This window comes from Mesorhizobium sp. J8, assembly GCF_016591715.1.
In the GTDB taxonomy this organism is placed as follows: domain Bacteria; phylum Pseudomonadota; class Alphaproteobacteria; order Rhizobiales; family Rhizobiaceae; genus Mesorhizobium.
The window spans coordinates 5401637-5417123 of sequence record NZ_AP024109.1 but is presented as its reverse complement, the minus strand read 5'-3'; the positions used below and the strand labels follow the sequence as shown (position 1 = coordinate 5417123).

General features: G+C 63.0%; 14 protein-coding genes, 1 tRNA gene and 1 pseudogene. 10 read left to right on the top strand and 6 right to left on the bottom strand.

Going from position 1 to position 15487, the window contains the following annotated elements; all coding sequences use genetic code 11:
* Positions 1–17 precede the first annotated feature (17 nt).
* The 3 genes and pseudogenes from MJ8_RS26005 to MJ8_RS25995 all read left to right on the top strand — a co-directional run bounded on the left by MJ8_RS26005 (position 18) and on the right by MJ8_RS25995 (position 3008).
* Positions 18–1376, top strand: a complete 1359-nt coding sequence (locus MJ8_RS26005; RefSeq protein ID WP_201411492.1) for a mandelate racemase/muconate lactonizing enzyme family protein — start codon at positions 18–20, stop codon at positions 1374–1376.
* 98 nt (positions 1377–1474) lie between these two features.
* Positions 1475–1799 (top strand): annotated as a pseudogene (locus MJ8_RS26000) (NIPSNAP family protein).
* 9 nt (positions 1800–1808) lie between these two features.
* Positions 1809–3008 carry a mandelate racemase/muconate lactonizing enzyme family protein gene (locus MJ8_RS25995; RefSeq protein ID WP_201411491.1) on the top strand — a complete coding sequence of 400 codons (1200 nt, stop codon included), beginning with the start codon at positions 1809–1811 and terminating at the stop codon, positions 3006–3008.
* A 57-nt stretch (positions 3009–3065) separates the two neighbouring features.
* Here the strand turns inward: MJ8_RS25995 and MJ8_RS25990 are convergent, their stop codons facing one another.
* Together MJ8_RS25990 and MJ8_RS25985 are read right to left on the bottom strand one after the other, a co-directional pair.
* Entirely contained in the window at positions 3066–3950 is an 885-nt protein-coding gene (locus tag MJ8_RS25990; protein ID WP_201411490.1) for an NAD-dependent epimerase/dehydratase family protein, read from the bottom strand.
* 61 nt (positions 3951–4011) lie between these two features.
* Positions 4012–5169: a mandelate racemase/muconate lactonizing enzyme family protein gene (locus MJ8_RS25985; RefSeq protein WP_201411489.1), complete on the bottom strand. Its 1158-nt coding sequence runs from the start codon at positions 5167–5169 to the stop codon at positions 4012–4014.
* Between the two features lie 261 nt (positions 5170–5430).
* On the opposite strand from MJ8_RS25985, the gene MJ8_RS25980 reads away from it, so the two are divergent.
* Entirely contained in the window at positions 5431–6444 is a 1014-nt protein-coding gene (locus MJ8_RS25980; protein WP_318528196.1) for an aldo/keto reductase, read from the top strand.
* Between the two features lie 70 nt (positions 6445–6514).
* Here the strand turns inward: MJ8_RS25980 and MJ8_RS25975 are convergent, their stop codons facing one another.
* Positions 6515–7210, bottom strand: a complete 696-nt coding sequence (locus tag MJ8_RS25975; protein ID WP_225248046.1) for a FadR/GntR family transcriptional regulator — start codon at positions 7208–7210, stop codon at positions 6515–6517.
* Between the two features lie 352 nt (positions 7211–7562).
* Here MJ8_RS25975 and MJ8_RS25970 point away from each other — a divergent pair, with 352 nt between their 5' ends.
* The 5 genes from MJ8_RS25970 to MJ8_RS25950 all read left to right on the top strand — a co-directional run bounded on the left by MJ8_RS25970 (position 7563) and on the right by MJ8_RS25950 (position 12553).
* The gene (locus MJ8_RS25970; protein WP_201411486.1) at positions 7563–8843 is read left to right on the top strand and encodes an ABC transporter substrate-binding protein; all 1281 of its coding nucleotides are present in this window, start codon (positions 7563–7565) and stop codon (positions 8841–8843) included.
* Positions 8844–8845: 2 nt separating this feature from the next.
* Positions 8846–9769 (top strand): carbohydrate ABC transporter permease, encoded by a 924-nt coding sequence (locus MJ8_RS25965; RefSeq protein WP_201411485.1) that lies wholly within the window; start codon positions 8846–8848, stop codon positions 9767–9769.
* Entirely contained in the window at positions 9766–10644 is an 879-nt protein-coding gene (locus MJ8_RS25960; protein WP_201411484.1) for a carbohydrate ABC transporter permease, read from the top strand. Before MJ8_RS25965 ends, MJ8_RS25960 begins: the two co-directional genes overlap by 4 nt.
* Positions 10645–10721: 77 nt before the next feature.
* Positions 10722–11477, top strand: a complete 756-nt coding sequence (locus MJ8_RS25955) for a ribonuclease activity regulator RraA (protein WP_201411483.1) — start codon at positions 10722–10724, stop codon at positions 11475–11477.
* A gap of 26 nt (positions 11478–11503) precedes the next feature.
* Entirely contained in the window at positions 11504–12553 is a 1050-nt protein-coding gene (locus MJ8_RS25950; RefSeq protein WP_201411482.1) for an ABC transporter ATP-binding protein, read from the top strand.
* A 29-nt stretch (positions 12554–12582) separates the two neighbouring features.
* Here MJ8_RS25950 and MJ8_RS25945 read toward each other — a convergent pair whose 3' ends face one another.
* Together MJ8_RS25945 and MJ8_RS25940 are read right to left on the bottom strand one after the other, a co-directional pair.
* Entirely contained in the window at positions 12583–12750 is a 168-nt protein-coding gene (locus MJ8_RS25945) for a hypothetical protein (RefSeq protein ID WP_201411481.1), read from the bottom strand.
* A 79-nt stretch (positions 12751–12829) separates the two neighbouring features.
* A tRNA-Met gene (locus MJ8_RS25940) sits at positions 12830–12906 on the bottom strand.
* 251 nt (positions 12907–13157) lie between these two features.
* Here MJ8_RS25940 and MJ8_RS25935 point away from each other — a divergent pair.
* Positions 13158–14123: a Gfo/Idh/MocA family protein gene (locus MJ8_RS25935; RefSeq protein ID WP_201411480.1), complete on the top strand. Its 966-nt coding sequence runs from the start codon at positions 13158–13160 to the stop codon at positions 14121–14123.
* Between the two features lie 18 nt (positions 14124–14141).
* Here the strand turns inward: MJ8_RS25935 and mnmA are convergent, their stop codons facing one another.
* Positions 14142–15332 (bottom strand): tRNA 2-thiouridine(34) synthase MnmA, encoded by a 1191-nt coding sequence (mnmA, locus tag MJ8_RS25930; RefSeq protein WP_201411479.1) that lies wholly within the window; start codon positions 15330–15332, stop codon positions 14142–14144.
* Positions 15333–15487: the final 155 nt, after the last annotated feature.

Below are 15487 nucleotides of genomic sequence, written 5' to 3'. Positions count from 1 at the left end.
CGGAACGAGGACAAATCATGCCAAAGACGGATGGAGCCGACGAGGCTCTCAATCGCATCAACACGAATTCCAGGCCCTCCGAGCTTCGCATCACCGACATGCGGGTGGCCGAGATCGTCGGCGCGCCGTTCACCTCGGCGCTGCTCAAGATCTACACCAACCAGGGTATCGTCGGGCTCGGCGAGGTGCGCGACGGTGCCAGCGCCACCTTTGCGCTGATGCTGAAGAGCCGGCTGCTTGGCGAGAACCCCTGCGATGTCGACCGCCTGTTCCGCCGCATCAAACAGTTCGGCGGCCATGGCCGGCAGGGCGGCGGCGTGTCGGCGGTGGAGATCGCGCTGTGGGATCTCGCCGGCAAGGCCTATGGCGTGCCGATCTACCAGATGCTCGGCGGCAAGTTTCGCGATCAGGTGCGCGTCTATTGCGATACCGACGCCGAGAAGCCGAGCGGCACTGAGACCGGCAGGCGCCTCAAGGCGCGCATGGAGCGCGGCTTCACCTTTCTCAAGATGGATTTGGGCCTGATGCAGATCGCCCACATTCCGGGGGCCGTAACAGCGCCTGCCGGCGCGCTCGAAGGGTTTCACGCCAATCCGCGCGGCCGCGGCGGCACGCTCGAGGAGCGCAAGGCCCGCAATCTCGCCTACGATGCGCAGAACGTGCAGCACCCGTTCACGGGCCTGCATTTCACCGAGAAGGGCATAGATCTGCTCGAGCAGTATATCCACGAGGTCCGCGAGGTCATCGGCTATGAGATTCCTCTAGCCATCGACCATGTCGGCCATATCTCGCTGCAGGACGGCATTCGCCTGTCGCGCCGGATCGAGAAATACGTACCGGCCTGGCTGGAGGACGTGATCCCCTGGCAGTACACCGAGCAGTACCGGCAATTGCAGCAGGCGACCTCGGTGCCGATTTGCACCGGCGAGGACATCTATCTCAAAGAGGGCTTCGAGCCTCTGCTGAAGAGCGGCGGCCTCTCCATAGTCCATCCTGACCTGCTCACCAGCGGCGGCATCCTCGAGACCAAGAAGATCGGCGACATGGCGCAGGACCACGGCGTCGCCATGGCCATCCACATGGCCGAAAGCCCGATCGCCGCGATGGCCGCGGCGCATGTGGCGACGGCGACCGAAAACTTCATGGCGCTCGAATACCATTCCGCCGATGTCGACTGGTGGGACGACATCGTCACGGGGCTTCGAAGGCCGCTCGTCAAGGATGGCTTCATCGCCGTCCCCGACAAGCCGGGACTGGGCATAGACGATGTGGTCGACGAGGTGATCTCGCAGCATCTGCAGCCCGGTGTCACGGGGATATGGCAATCCACCGAGCATTGGGACAATGAATATAGCTGGGACCGGACCTGGAGCTAATCCAGGCGCTCCGTCCTCGTTCCCAGGCTCACAGGGCCACCGGCGGTCATTCGTGTCGACCTCTCCACGGAGAGGCGAAGAAGGAAACGGACGAAACCATGATCTACGAACTGCGTATCTATGACTGCCTGCCGGGCAGGCTGCCGGCTTTGCTCAAGCGCTTTTCCGAGCAAACGTTGGCCATCTGGGAGGCATGGCATCCGCCAAGCCGGGTTTTTCACCACGGTGATCGGCGAAAACAACAATCGCCTCACCTATTTGCTCGCCTGGGAATCGCTGGCCGAGCGTGAGGCGAAATGGACGGCTTTCGCCACGGATCCGGTGTGGCACAAGGCCCGGGACGAGTCTGAGCGCGACGGGCAGATCGTTGCCAATATCAGCAGCCAGCTGCTTACGCCGACAGCTTTCTCGTCCGTGAAATAGGACCGCGCCATGAAGATCACCGACCTGCGCTGCGCCGTCATCGGCAAGCACCCGATCGTCCGCATCGTCACCGACGAGGGCCTCCATGGCCTGGGCGAGGTCGAATACACGAAGACCTATCTAAAACCCTTCGTGCTGCATTTCCGCGAGGCGCTGATCGGCGAGGACCCGACCGACGTCGAGCGCGTGATGCTGAAGATCCGCCAGCGCGGCTCGTTCAAGCCCTATGGCGCGGCGGTGAGCGCCATCGAGCATGCGCTGTGGGACATTGCCGGCAAGGCCGCGGGCGTGCCGGTCTACAAGCTGCTCGGCGGCAAGGTGCGTGACAAGGTGCGTGTCTACAACGGCTCGATCCGCCGCAAGCGCACGGGCGACCGCCCGGAGGATTACGCCGCCGACGTCAAATGGATGATGGAGCAGCCGCAGAACTTCTTTATGGTCAAGCAGGGGATTTCGTTCCACTCCAACATGAAGGATACCATCGAGGGTTTCCATTACGGCGTGACGCAGAAGAAGGCCGGCTATCACGGCGCCATGGATCAGGGGGTCATCAGCGAGCGCGGGTTCAACCACATGCTCGACTGCGTGATCGCCATGAAGGAGGTGCTGGGCGACAAGGTCAGCCTGGCGCTCGACTGCGGCCCGGGCTGGATGCTGCCCGATGCGATCAAATTCGCCCGCGCGGTCGAGAAGTACAATCTGATGTGGCTGGAGGACATGTTGACCGGCGACTATGTGCCGTGGGTCAATCCGCAGGCCTATCGGGAACTGACCACCTCAACCTCGACGCCGATCCATACCGGCGAGCAGATCTACCTGCGGCACAATTTCAAGGAGCTGATCGAGACGCAGGCGGTGCGCGTCATCGGCCCCGATCCGGCCGACATCGGCGGCATCGCCGAGCTCAAATGGGTCGCCGAGCACGCCTATATGCATTCTATCCTGATGGCGCCGCACGGCACCGCCAACGGCCTGCTCGGCCTCGGCGCGCTGATCAATATCTGCGCCACCTTGCCCGCCAACTACATCGCCTTCGAATATCCGAGTGCTTCCGACCCGTGGTGGGAGGACCTGGTGATCGGCTTGCCGAAGCAGATCGTGAAGGACAGCATGGTGGACTTGCTGGAGGCGCCGGGGCTGGGCCTCGATATCGACGCCGAGGCTGCCCGCAAGTATCTGCGGGACGAGGATGCGGGCTTCTTCGACTGAGCTTCTTAGCAGCCCCCCTTGGGTGAGGGACACTACGGCGAACTGTGAGGTCGTCGATTACTGTGTCCGCCAGTCATGCTCTTGCCGGAATCCGAGGACGTCGCGCAGCTTCCGGTTGGAGATTGGTCCCTCAAATGCGTCCATAGCGCGGGTGACCGGTATGCCGGGCGCATGCTTCCTGAGAAACTCCGCTGTCGGCAATTCGGACACGATGTTGTCGTTGACGGCGTTGAATATCTGGAATCCCAGGCCGTCCTTCTCGGCGCACAGATCGACGATCTGGCCGAGATCGCGCGCGTCCATATAGGTCCAGGCGTCGCGCCGCCGCTTCGAGGGATCGGCCAGGAATTCCGGAAAGCGGGCATAGTCATGCGGTTCGACGACGCCGCCGATCCGCAGCGCATAGATGTCGGCTCCCGTGCGGGAGGCGAAAGACCGCGCGATCTTCTCGCCCAGCAGTTTGGAAAGGCCGTAACTGTCGGTCGGATCGACGTCGTAATCCTCATCCACCGGAAACGATGAGAAGTCTCGTTCGCCTTCGGCAAAACAGACGCCATAGACCGTTTCGCTGGAAGCCGTGACGATCTTGCGTATGCCGAGCTTGGTGGCGGCCTCGATCACATTGTAGGTCGACTGCACATTGGCGACGAACATGGCGTTGTCCGGCCGCAGGAATATGCGCGGGAGCGCCGCGAAATGGACGACGGCATCGACCGGGCGGGGACCCTTGCCGCCGAAATACTCGCCGAACCCGAAATGCAGCGTCAGCGCATTGTAGGTCTCGCCGGCGTCCGCAAGATCGGTGATGACGGTGTCGACACCCGGCACATCGAGCGGCGTCAGGTCGAGGTTGAGGACCTGATGCCCGCGTTTCAGCAGATAGGGTATGACGTGACGGCCGATCTTGCCGCTGCCGCCGGTGAAGACGATCCGCTTGCCCATGGCTTCCTCCGAACGAATCTATTGGTCGAGCAGCGGATCCCGCCGACCAGCCGGTCTCCCGCTATTCAAAGATGCCGAAGCCGGGCACGGCGTGCTTGTGGACGCCATCCATGTCGAGCTCGATACCGATGCCGGGTACATCGGACACGGCGATATGGCCGTCCTCGACGATGGACCTCGCGCCGTTCGGCAAGCGGACATAGCTGTCCCATGCTTCCCGCTCCTCGAGCGCGTGCCACTCCAGAACCAGGAAGTTCGGCACGCTGGCGCAGACATGGCATGTCGCCATCGTGCCCAGCGGCGTCGACACAAGATGCGGCGCGAAGGGCACGTAGTACATCTCGGCGAGGTTCGCGATCTTGCGGCTTTCGGCAAGGCCGCCGCATTTCGGCACGTCGGGCATAACGACGTCAGCGCCGTAATTCTGGAACAACTCGCGAAAGCCCCAGCGCAGATAGAGGTTTTCGCCAACGCAGATCGGCGTTTTCGTACGCATTCTGATCTGCTTCAGAGCCTCGACATTTTCCGCCGGGATCGGCTCTTCGAGCCAGAGAAGATTGAAGCGCTCCATCTCGGCGGCGATGCGGCTGGCGCTCAGCACGTCGTAGCGCGCATGCAAATCGATGCAGAGGTCGATGTCTGGACCGACTGCTTCGCGCACCGCCGCGACACGTTCCACCATGAAGCGGAGTTCCGCGCCGTTGATGGTGTGGTTCATCCGGTCGAATTTCGTTGGATGGTGCAGATTGTCGATATCGAACTTGAGCGCGGTGAAACCCTCCTCAACCATGCGGCGGGCGCGGGCCGCGCAGCCCTGCGGCGATCCCGATTCGTCATCGCCGTCGCCGCAATCGGCGTAGAGCCTTATCCGGTCGCGGAACTTGCCGCCGAACATGCGGTAGAGTGGCTGGCCGGCGGCTTTCGCCGCCACGTCCCACAGCGCCATCTCGAGCCCGGTAAGGGCGATGAGAAAGACGCCGGCCTGCGCGCCCGAAAACACGTGATCGCGACGGATCTTGTCCCAGCAATATTCGACATTGCGCGGATCCTGGCCGATCAGTTCCGACTTCAGCTCCGAAATCAGCCCGACGATTGCGGCCGCGCCCGCATCGGGATTGGCTTCGCCATAGCCGGAGATGCCGGCGTCGGTATCGATCCGGATCAGGGTCGCCTTGCCGTGATAGGCGACGACCGCCGTCTTGATGTCCACGATCTTCATCGGATCCTCTCCCCGTAATGGCGCCGCGCTCACAAGCGCGAGTTCTGCCTAAGCCACTTGTCTAATAAGCATACAAGATTGGGCAACAAGACGTAAACCCCCCTTGAGGGATTTTGCGTGAATGGACCCTGACGAAGCCACCTGACATTGAATTATTTGAGAAATTTGGAGGCGTCGCGCAAGAATCGTATATCCCGACGAAATGTACTTGTTAGACGAGTATATAAGCGTATAAATTTAACGACCGCAGGATCGTGGTCCATGCGTGCGCCAATCAGGAGGAACAGGATGCAACAGCGACAGCTGGGTTCGTCGCCCGTCAAGGTATCGGAAATCGGCCTTGGGACTTGGGGGATGTCGGGCGCGTTTTGGGGCGCGGCCGACGATAAAGAGTCAATCCGGGTGATCAGACGCGCCCTTGATCTCGGCATCACGCTGATCGACACGGCCGAGGCCTATGGACACGGCCATGCCGAGGAAGTCGTCGGCGAGGCGCTGGCCGCCCGCCGAGACAAGGCCGTCATTGCGACCAAGGTCGCGCCCAATCATCTCGAACCTGCCGCGATCGAGGCGGCGCTGGACGGTTCGTTGAAGCGCATGCGGACGGACTATGTCGACGTCTATTTTGTCCACTGGCCGAACTCGGATTTTCCGATCGGCCCGACCATGGAGATGATGGAGCGGCTGCGCGCGTCGGGACGGATCAAGGCGGTCGGCGTTTCGAATTTCAGCGTCGCCGACATGGACAGCGCCCGTCAGCATGGCGTCGTCGACGTGCTGCAGCCGCCCTACAACATGCTCTGGCGCGAGGTTGAGGCCGAGACACTGCCCTATTGCCGCAAGCACAATATCGGCGTGATGCCCTATAGCGGTCTCGCCCAAGGACTGCTCACCGGCACGCTGTCGCCGGACACCAAATTCGTCGAGGGCGATGAGCGGCGCACGACGGTGCTGTTCCAGCCGGGCACCTATGAGCGGGCGGTGCATGCCGTCGACCTGCTGAAGCCGATCGCGGCGCGCTACGGCAAGACGGTTCCGCAGCTTGCGATACAGTGGCTCACCAGCAGACCAGGCGTCAGCTCGCCGCTGGTCGGCGCCCGCACCGTCAAGGAACTGGAGGAAAATGTCGAGAGCGCCGGCTGGACGATTTCCGACGCGGACATAGCCGCCATCGACAGGATCACCGCGCCCATCTGGGCGGAAATCAAGGACAAGGGCGACATGTTCGGTTTCCGCGCACGCCAGCGCCAGGAACAACAAGCGAAGAGAGCCTAATTCACCGTCAAGCCGTGTCCTCCCGGCACGCTGCGGCGCGGTCAGCGCGAATGCTGGCTGCGCCGCTCCTTCACCGAGGCAAGCCGACGGCGGTGGTCTTCTTGAGGTGCCGGCGCATCGCTTCTTCCGCTCGCCTTTCATCGCGTGCCACGAGCGCCTCGTAGATCGCCCTGTGCATTTCGGTTGCGGAGGGAAGCGCATGGGGCATCTGATTGCTGATGCGCCTGCTCGCCATCTGCCACCACCGGGAGGAATACATGAAGCGGTCGAGAATCCTGTTCTGCGCCGCCCGGCAAATCTCCATGTGAAAGTCCAGGTCGAGCTTCAGATAGGCGTCCGGATTGTCCTCGCTTGCCGACATCGCCGCCAGCAAGGTGCCAAGACGCTCGAGCTTTTCCTTGGTCATATGCTTGGCCGCGATGGCGGCGATCGCCGGTTCGATGATTATCCGCGTCGCGTGCGCTTCGGCCAGGATCTCGCGCATCTGCTCGTGCGGCAGCCAGTCGATGAGCAATGGGCTGAGATAGTCCCACTCCTCGGCCGGGCGCAGCACCACGCGCCGTCCCTGGGCGATCTCGATCATATCCAGCGACGCCAGGATCTTCAGCGCCTCCCGCGCGACCGCGCGCGAGACCCCGAATTCCTGGAGGATCTGCTGCTCCGACGGTCCCTGGCCGCCCGCGACACCGCTGGCGGCGATGCGTCGCGCAAGCACGCCTGCCACCTGCTTGGGCAAAGTTTGAAGCTTGACCTCGACGGTATCCATCATTAACATCCACTTGTCTGATAAGCTTATAGGCTGATAGCTAGATATGCAGTCAACTTATCTCATAAAAACGCTCACTAGCCTATAACACGGCCTGCGGGAAGGGAGGATCGAGCGGTGCAAGCCGCCGTTCCCTGTTGCCGCCGTCCGCGATCACGATCGATACGCTTTCGCAACCGAACGAGGCGTGTTGGAGCGCAGGTGACCGATGGCCCGGAGGCTCGCAAGCGACTTTCCGGGGAGCCAAACCAGGCAGTCTCGCGGCGGGAGGAGCACGCCGGTGGATCGCCGAAGCTGAAAGTCGTCGGCCGTCCTTGAAGCGACCGGCCGATCAAACCAGGAGGAGATTGTGATGTCCGGAAACTTATCGAGACGCAAATTCCTGGCCGCGAGCGCGGCAGTGACGGCCGGCTCGCTTGCCGCGCCGTGGATTGCCAGGGCAGAGGCGAAAGAGATCACCGCATTGCTGATCACCGGCGGTCCGCTCTACCCGAAATATTGGGAGAAGATCGTCCAGGATTTCACCGCCAAGACCGGCATCAAGGTTCGCTACGACCTCCTGGAATTCACGCCCTTGACGGCGAAGGTGGTCACGTTGAGCGCGGCAAAATCGAGCCAGTACGACGTCTACAGCACCCACACGGCGCAAATCGATTCCTACTTCAACCATTTCGCGCCGCTGAACAGCTATTTCAGCGACGCAGAACTGGCGGAGTTCTATCCCGTCGCGGTCAAATACCTGCGCGATCCCAAGACCGGAAATCTGGCGGCTATCCCGCGCAACATGGACGCGCGCGTTCAGTATTACCGCAGCGACGTCTACCAGGAGAAAGGCCTGAAGCCGGCCGAGACCTGGGAGGAACTCGTCGATGTCGGCCTGAAACTCACCGGCAACGGTCACTATGGGCTCGTCGTGCCGGGGCAGGGCGACCCCGCGCAGCGCACCTTCAGCGACCTGCTCTGGCAGGCCGGCGGCGACTGGGTCGACCAGGCCAACAAGCCGGCCTTCAATTCCGAAGCCGGCATCAAGGCGCTGACCTTCTATCGCGACCTGATCCAGAAGCACAAAATCGTGCCGTCCGATGCCGTTGGCTATCAATGGAACGAGAACTCGACCGAATTCTCGTCCGGCACGGTCTATGCCACTTTCGATTGGCCTGGTGCCTTCGCCACCCTGTCCAATCCGGAAACCTCGCGCATCGTCGGCAAGTGGTCGACAGCTCCTTACGTGCGGGACAAAGCAGCGATTTCATGCGCCATCTCCCATGCCATGGCGCTGAACGGCCAATCCGCTCGCAAGGAACCCGCCGTCGAGTTCATCAAATACACGGTCGGCGCGGACGCCCAGCGGCTGCAGTTCGATCAGTTCACCAACTTCCCGAGCAGCCAGGCGATAGCCAAGGAAGTGATCGCCGCGGCCAAAGGCCCGCAGGCCACATGGCTGCAGCAGCTCGAGACGACGATCGCGAACGGCAAGGAATGGCCCAAGCTTGCCGGCTTCTCAAAGGTCTGCACCTTGATGTTCTCGGCCATCGAGCAAGCTCTGTCCGATCAGGTTTCGCCCGCCGATTCGCTCAATCAGGCGGCGACGGAAGCGGAAGAGATCATGCGCCGGGCCGGGGCTTACGACTGAGAATGTCGGCGCTCGCACAGCACCAGGCGCCAGGGCGCCGGCGACGCTCGCCGCTGCCCTACACCTGGCAGAGGGGCTATCTGCTGGCCAGCCCGGCGCTCCTCGTCATGCTGGCCATCCTCATCTATCCGCTCGGATACTCCTTCATCATGAGCTTCTTCCGCTGGGATCTGAGCGGCTCGGCGCCATTCATCGGGACCGGAAACTACACCGACGAACTTTTCGGCCGCCAGTTCAACCAGGCGCTGCGAAACCAGACCATCTTCAGCGTCGTTTCCATCACGATCGAAGTGGTGGCCGGCATGGCGATCGCCGTTCTGGTCAACGGCAAACTGCGCGGCATGCGCCTTGCGCGCACGTTGCTTTTGGTCCCGCCGATGATCGCGCCAGCCGTCGTCGGCCTGAACTTCCGTTGGCTGTTCAACACCCAATATGGGTTGGTCGACGCGTTGCTGCGCATGTTCAACCTGCCCGACATCCCCTGGCTCAACCACCCGGCCTGGGCGCTCGTCTCTGTGATCGTCGCCGATGTCTGGCAGAACACGCCGCTGATGGTGCTTTTGTTCCTTGCCGGCCTGCAATCCCTGCCGCAGGAGCCGCTCGAGGCGGCCACGGTGGACGGCGCCACGCCATGGCAGCGCTTCTGGCACATCGTGTTGCCGCTGATGCGTCCGGTCATCATGATCGCGCTGATGCTGCGCATCATCGACACGTTCCGCACCTTCGACGTCGTCTGGCTGATGACCCAGGGCGGACCCGGCGGCGCCACCAACCTGCTGACGGTCTATTCCTACCTGCTGGCGTTCCAGGCGGTGGATTTCGGACACGCGGCCGCGGTCTCCTACATTGCGCTGGGCATGTCGCTGTTCGTGCTCGGCCTCCTTTACGGAGTGCCATGGCTGATTGCGAAACGGAGGGCGATATGACCGAAGCCGTCATCGTCGGCGCACGCGCCAAGCCGAAGCGGCGGCGCCGCAGGTTCACGGCGGGGATCGCCGGTCAGTATCTGGCGCTGGTGCTGACCGTCGCGCTCACCGTCTTTCCGTTGGTGTGGCTGTTCCTGACCTCGATCCGCAGCTCGGCCGACATCTTCTCGGTGCCGGTGCACATCATCCCAGAGACCGCGACGCTGACGCAGTATGTCTCCGTCTTCGCCCAGTACGACACGATGGGCTATGTCTGGAACACTGTCATCGTCTCGGTGGCGACGGTCGTCCTCGTCCATCTGCCGGCCATTCCCTGCGCCTATGCGCTGTCGCGCTTCAGGATGCCGGGCGCGATGCTGATCTTCGGGCTGCTTTTGATCATGCGCATGATACCGGTCATCGCGCTTGCCATCCCGCTCTTCGCCGTGTTTGCCGCCATGGGGCTGCTCGATACCGTCTGGGCGCTGATCCTCAGCCATACCGCAGCCAAGCTGCCGGTTGCCATCTGGCTGCTTCTGGGCTTCATCCAGGATGTGCCGAAAGAGATCGAAGAGGCCGCCCAGTCGGACGGCGCCGGCACCGTGCGCACGCTGGTCCAGATCGTGGCGCCGCTGATTGCGCCCGGCATCGGCGCCAGCGCCGTCATCACCTTCCTCTTTACCTGGAACGACCTCTTGCTCGCGCTAACGCTGACCTCGAGCAAGGCCGCGCAGACGCTGCCCGTCGGGCTCACCAATTTCGTCTCGCAGTTCGGCATCGATTGGGGCGCCATGTCGGCCGCCGGCGTGCTCATGGTCATCCCGACCTTGGTGTTCGTCTGGTTTGCCCAGGGGCTGCTGGTCAAAGGCCTCACCACCGGCGCGGTTCGCGGCTGAACGGCTTCGACGACGGTTGAACGTAACTGAGTGACGATCGATGAGGTTAGCGCCTCACCGTAGATTGGAGGAACGGAATGGAAGCTGACCAGATACCGGCGATACAGGACATTTCCCGGCCGCCACGAGAACTGGTCGACGCGCTTGCGGCGATCGGTTCGGCGACGCTGGCCAGCGAGCTTTACCACAAGATGGGCATTCGCGATCCGCAGATCCGCGGCCCGCGTCCGTTGCGTTCCGGCAGCACGGCGGCAGGGCCGGCCCTCACGCTCCAGTGCATGCCGAAGCGCGAGGATCTGTACAACGAGACGGAATATGAGGAGCCGGAGCGGCAACTGCACCGACACGTGCTTTATCCCACCCAGCCTGGCGACATGGTGGTGGTCGATGCCCGCGGCGATCTGGGCAGCGGCATCTTCGGCGAGATGATGCTGACCTATTTCGCCGGGCGTGGTGGCGCCGGCGTTGTCGTCGACGGCTGCATTCGCGATTCCGCCCAGGCGGCGGCGCTCGACATCGGCATCTGGGTGCGAGGCGTCACGCCGAATTTCCATGCCCAGACCAACATCGTCCCCTTCGCCGTCAACGTCCCGATCGCCTGCTCGAACGTGCTGGTCATCCCCGGCGACATCATCGTCGCCGACGACGATGGCGTGGTCGTCGTGCCGGTCGGCCTTGCCCCTAAGCTGGTCGAACTCGCGGGCGCGCACATAGAGTGGGAAGAGTTTTCGCGCTTGCGGCTCGCGCAAGGAGGAGACCTGCGGACATACTATCCGTTGAGCCCCGAGGGTGAGGCCGAATACCGCGCATGGCGGCAGGCCCAACGAAAATGAGCCGTGCCGGTACGGGAGAAGAATAGGTGTCCGCAATCGAGATAGAACAGCTCGGCAAGAGCTTCGGCGCGGTGGAAGTCCTGCGCGACGTCAACATCGAAATCGCCAGCGGCGAGTTCGTGGTCCTGGTCGGTCCGTCAGGCTGCGGCAAGTCAACGTTGCTGCGCATCATCGCGGGGCTGGAGGAGCATACGACCGGTGAGATACGCATCGGCGGGCGCGTCGTCGACGAGATGCCGGCCAAGTCGCGCGACATAGCCATGGTGTTCCAAAGCTATGCCCTCTATCCGCATATGAGCGTGGCCGACAATATGAGCTTCGCGCTTCGTCTGGCCAAGGTTCCCCGGGAAGAGATCATCTCCAGGGTGAAGATGGCGGCCGAAATCCTCGGCCTGCAGGACCTGCTCGGCCGCATGCCGCGTCAACTGTCCGGCGGCCAGCGCCAGCGCGTCGCCATGGGCCGCGCGATCGTCCGAGATCCTTCGGCCTTCCTGTTCGATGAGCCGCTCAGCAAGCTCGATGCCAAGTTGCGTGTGAAGATGCGTGCCGAGATCAAGAAGCTGCACCAACGGCTGGGCCGAACCAGCATCTACGTCACGCATGACCAGACAGAAGCGATGACGCTCGCGGACCGCATCGTGGTGCTGAACAAAGGCCGCATCGAACAGATCGGCACCCCCTCCGAACTCTACGAGAATCCCGGCAATCTGTTTGTCGCAGGCTTTATCGGCTCGCCGGAAATGAATCTCATCAACGGTCGCATTCAGAGCGGCGCATTCATCGCGGAGCAGGGCCTACGCCTGCCCTTGCCGCACGAGACAGGGGACAGGCAAGGCGTGGTTTACGGGATTCGTCCGCAGCACATCGCTGTCGGTGGAAGCCACGCAAAGGCAAGAGTCCAGTTGGTCGAGCCGACCGGCGAAGCGCAGGAAATCACCTTAGCCGCCGATGGCGTCGACCTGATGGCGGAGATCCGGGACCGGCCGCCCTTCAAGCCGGATCAGGAGGTGAACCTGGAGATCATGATGCACAAGGTGCATCTGTTCGACGCCGAGAGCGGCAGGAGGATAAATTGAGGGCGGTGTCGAAATCGCGGATGCTGCTCTCATAGGCCGCGCACGGTTTTAAACTCCGCGTACAGGATCTTCCGGCTCATGCCGTCGATGGCGCGTTCGGGGTCGCGGCGTTCGGCGAAGTGATTGGGGTCGATGAGCGGCGCATCACGCAGCTCCGTCGAGCGCAGAGTTGCGCTGCCGCGCGAACGCGGCCGCACATGGCTGCGATCGAGATCGCTTTGCGCTCCAAGAGTGCTTGAGGCCGGAGGCCAAGCACTTTCGCGCGACTTGGGTAAATGGTAGCGGGGGAGGGACTTGAACCCCCGACCCCAGGATTATGATTCCCGTGCTCTAACCAACTGAGCTACCCCGCCAGGGTGGCAATGGCCCGGAAAACCGTCCTGGATGGACGGGCGTCGCGAGGCGTTCGCCGAGGTCGCGCGGATATAAGGTTGCGAGGGTGAACCTGTCAAGCTTGGATAAGGCCGACATGCCGGCATAATCCGGCCGGCTTAATCTCATCCCAGAAAAGCTTTGCCGGACAGGCACTCAGGGCATGTCCCGGGGTTGAGTTCGGCGGGGCACGTCGCTATGTCTCGGCCATGAAATTCTAGAGTTTGAACGAATGAAGCCGCGCATCGCCGTCCTCGGTTGCGGATACTGGGGCAGCAACCATATCCGCACCCTCAAGGCGCTCGGCGCGCTCCATGCCGTTTCCGACGTCAACCGCGCCCGCGCCGAAGGTTTCGCCAGCGAGCAGGACTGCCTGGCGATCGAGCCGGACAGGCTGTTCGAGCGCAACGACGTCGACGCCATCGTCATGGCGCTGCCGCCGCAATTCCATGCCGACACCGCGGTGCGCGCCGTCGAAAGCGGCAAGGACGTGCTGGTGGAAAAGCCGATCGCGCTGACGGTTGCCGACGCCGAGCGTGCGGTGACGGCGGCAAAGGACAATGGCCGGATCTTCATGGTCGGTCATGTGCTGCGTTTCCATCCCGCCTTCGAGACGCTGAAGGCGCTGATCGACAATGGCGAGCTCGGCGAGGTGCGTTATATCCACTCGCACCGGCTCGGCCTCGGCAAGTTCCACACCGAAAACGACGCGCTCTGGGACCTTGCGCCGCACGATTTGTCGATGATCCTCGCCATCACCGGCACCGAGCCGATCGAGGTGAGGGGCGAGGGCGCGGCGCTGCTCGACAATCTCAGCGACTTCGCGCATTTGCATATGCGCTTCCCGAACGGCCTCCGCAGCCATCTCTTCGCATCGCGCCTCAATCCCTATCGCGAGCGGCGGCTGACCGTCGTCGGCACAAAGGCGATGGCGGTATTCGACGACGTCGAGCCCTGGGAGCGCAAGCTTGCCGTCTACCGCCACGCGGTGTGGCAGGACAGCGGCCAGTGGGCCTTTACCGCCAACGAGCCTTCCTATGTGGCCGTCGGCGAGGGCATGCCGCTGACGCGCGAGCTTGCCCATTTCATGCAATGCATCGAGACGCGCGCCGAGCCGCGCACCGATGGCGAGGAAGCGATCCGGGTGCTACGCATCCTGACAGCCGGCACGGTGATCCACACCGGCTCGTCCGCATAGAGCAATCAGACGGAGAATTTACTCGGCGGGAATCTGCACCGGTCTTGCCGCCAGCCTGGACAGCATCGCTTCGGCTTCCGCGCCGCGCTCGGAACGCTCGATGAAACCGCCGCCGAAGACACGCGCCTCGTTGCCGTCGTCGGAATAGAGCACGCAGGCCTGGCCCGGCGCGATACCCGATTCGCCGTCGGCCAGCTCGACGGACGTCACGCCGTCGCGGTGGCGCAGCACGGCCGGACGCGGCGGCCTGGTCGAGCGAACCTTGGCGAAGAGCTCGATCCCGCCGGCCGGAACATCCGACAGCGGTCCGTCGCCCAGCCAGTTCATGTTGCGCAGATAGATCTTGTGCGTCTCCAGCGCCTCGCGCGGCCCGACGATGACGCGGGCGCGGTCGGCGTCGAGATGAACGACATACAGCGGCTCGCCGGAGGCGATGCCGATACCGCGGCGCTGGCCGATCGTGTAGCGCAGGATGCCCTCATGGCGGCCGAGCACGCGGCCGTCGATATGGACAATGTCGCCAGGATTGGCGGCGGCCGGCTTCAGCTTGGCGATGATGTCGGAATATTTGCCCTGCGGCACGAAGCAGATGTCCTGGCTGTCCTGCTTGGCGGCGACGGTGAGCCCCATTTCCTCGGCGATGGCGCGGACCTGCGGCTTCGACAGCCCGCCGAGGGGAAATCGCAGATAGTCGATCTGCGCCTGCGTGGTGGCGAACAGGAAATAGCTCTGGTCGCGGTCGGCATCGACGGGACGGTAGAGCGCGCGATGCGCGCCATTGGCGCGCGAGCGGATATAGTGGCCGGTGGCAAGGGCGTCGGCGCCGAGGTCCTGCGCGGTCGCCAGAAGGTCGGCGAACTTCACTGTCTGGTTGCAGGAAACGCAAGGGATCGGCGTCTCGCCGGCGACATAGCTCTCGGCGAAGGGATCGATGACCGCCTTGCGGAAGCGCTCCTCATAGTCGAGCACGTAATGCGGAATGCCGAGCGTCTCGGAGACACGGCGGGCGTCGTCGATGTCCTGGCCGGCGCAGCACGAGCCGGCGCGATGTGTGGCCGCGCCATGGTCGTAAAGCTGCAGCGTTACGCCGACGACGTCGTAGCCCTCGCGCTTCAGGATGCCCGCGACCACGGACGAATCGACCCCGCCCGACATCGCGACGACGACGCGGGTTTCTTCTGGGCGGCGAGGGAGATCGAGGCTGTTCATGATGCTTTCACTGTGCGGCGCTCAATGCCAATGGCCGGAATATAGGTCAAGCGCCACGCGTGCGCCAGCTTGCGACCCAGGGCGAGATTACCGGCAATTTCAAGGCCTGGAGGCCGGTGTTTCAAATTCTAAACGAAATCCTAACCGGGCGTTCA

Excerpts from the sequence above, each read along its gene's own strand:
- MJ8_RS26005 (WP_201411492.1), top strand. The coding sequence starts at position 18 with ATGCCAAAGACGGATGGAGCCGACGAGGCTCTCAATCGCATCAACACG.
- MJ8_RS25995 (WP_201411491.1), top strand. The coding sequence starts at position 1,809 with ATGAAGATCACCGACCTGCGCTGCGCCGTCATCGGCAAGCACCCGATC.
- MJ8_RS25990 (WP_201411490.1), bottom strand. The coding sequence starts at position 3,950 with ATGGGCAAGCGGATCGTCTTCACCGGCGGCAGCGGCAAGATCGGCCGT.
- MJ8_RS25985 (WP_201411489.1), bottom strand. The coding sequence starts at position 5,169 with ATGAAGATCGTGGACATCAAGACGGCGGTCGTCGCCTATCACGGCAAG.
- MJ8_RS25980 (WP_318528196.1), top strand. The coding sequence starts at position 5,431 with ATGCGTGCGCCAATCAGGAGGAACAGGATGCAACAGCGACAGCTGGGT.
- MJ8_RS25975 (WP_225248046.1), bottom strand. The coding sequence starts at position 7,210 with ATGGATACCGTCGAGGTCAAGCTTCAAACTTTGCCCAAGCAGGTGGCA.
- MJ8_RS25970 (WP_201411486.1), top strand. The coding sequence starts at position 7,563 with ATGTCCGGAAACTTATCGAGACGCAAATTCCTGGCCGCGAGCGCGGCA.
- MJ8_RS25965 (WP_201411485.1), top strand. The coding sequence starts at position 8,846 with ATGTCGGCGCTCGCACAGCACCAGGCGCCAGGGCGCCGGCGACGCTCG.
- MJ8_RS25960 (WP_201411484.1), top strand. The coding sequence starts at position 9,766 with ATGACCGAAGCCGTCATCGTCGGCGCACGCGCCAAGCCGAAGCGGCGG.
- MJ8_RS25955 (WP_201411483.1), top strand. The coding sequence starts at position 10,722 with ATGGAAGCTGACCAGATACCGGCGATACAGGACATTTCCCGGCCGCCA.
- MJ8_RS25935 (WP_201411480.1), top strand. The coding sequence starts at position 13,158 with ATGAAGCCGCGCATCGCCGTCCTCGGTTGCGGATACTGGGGCAGCAAC.
- mnmA (WP_201411479.1), bottom strand. The coding sequence starts at position 15,332 with ATGAACAGCCTCGATCTCCCTCGCCGCCCAGAAGAAACCCGCGTCGTC.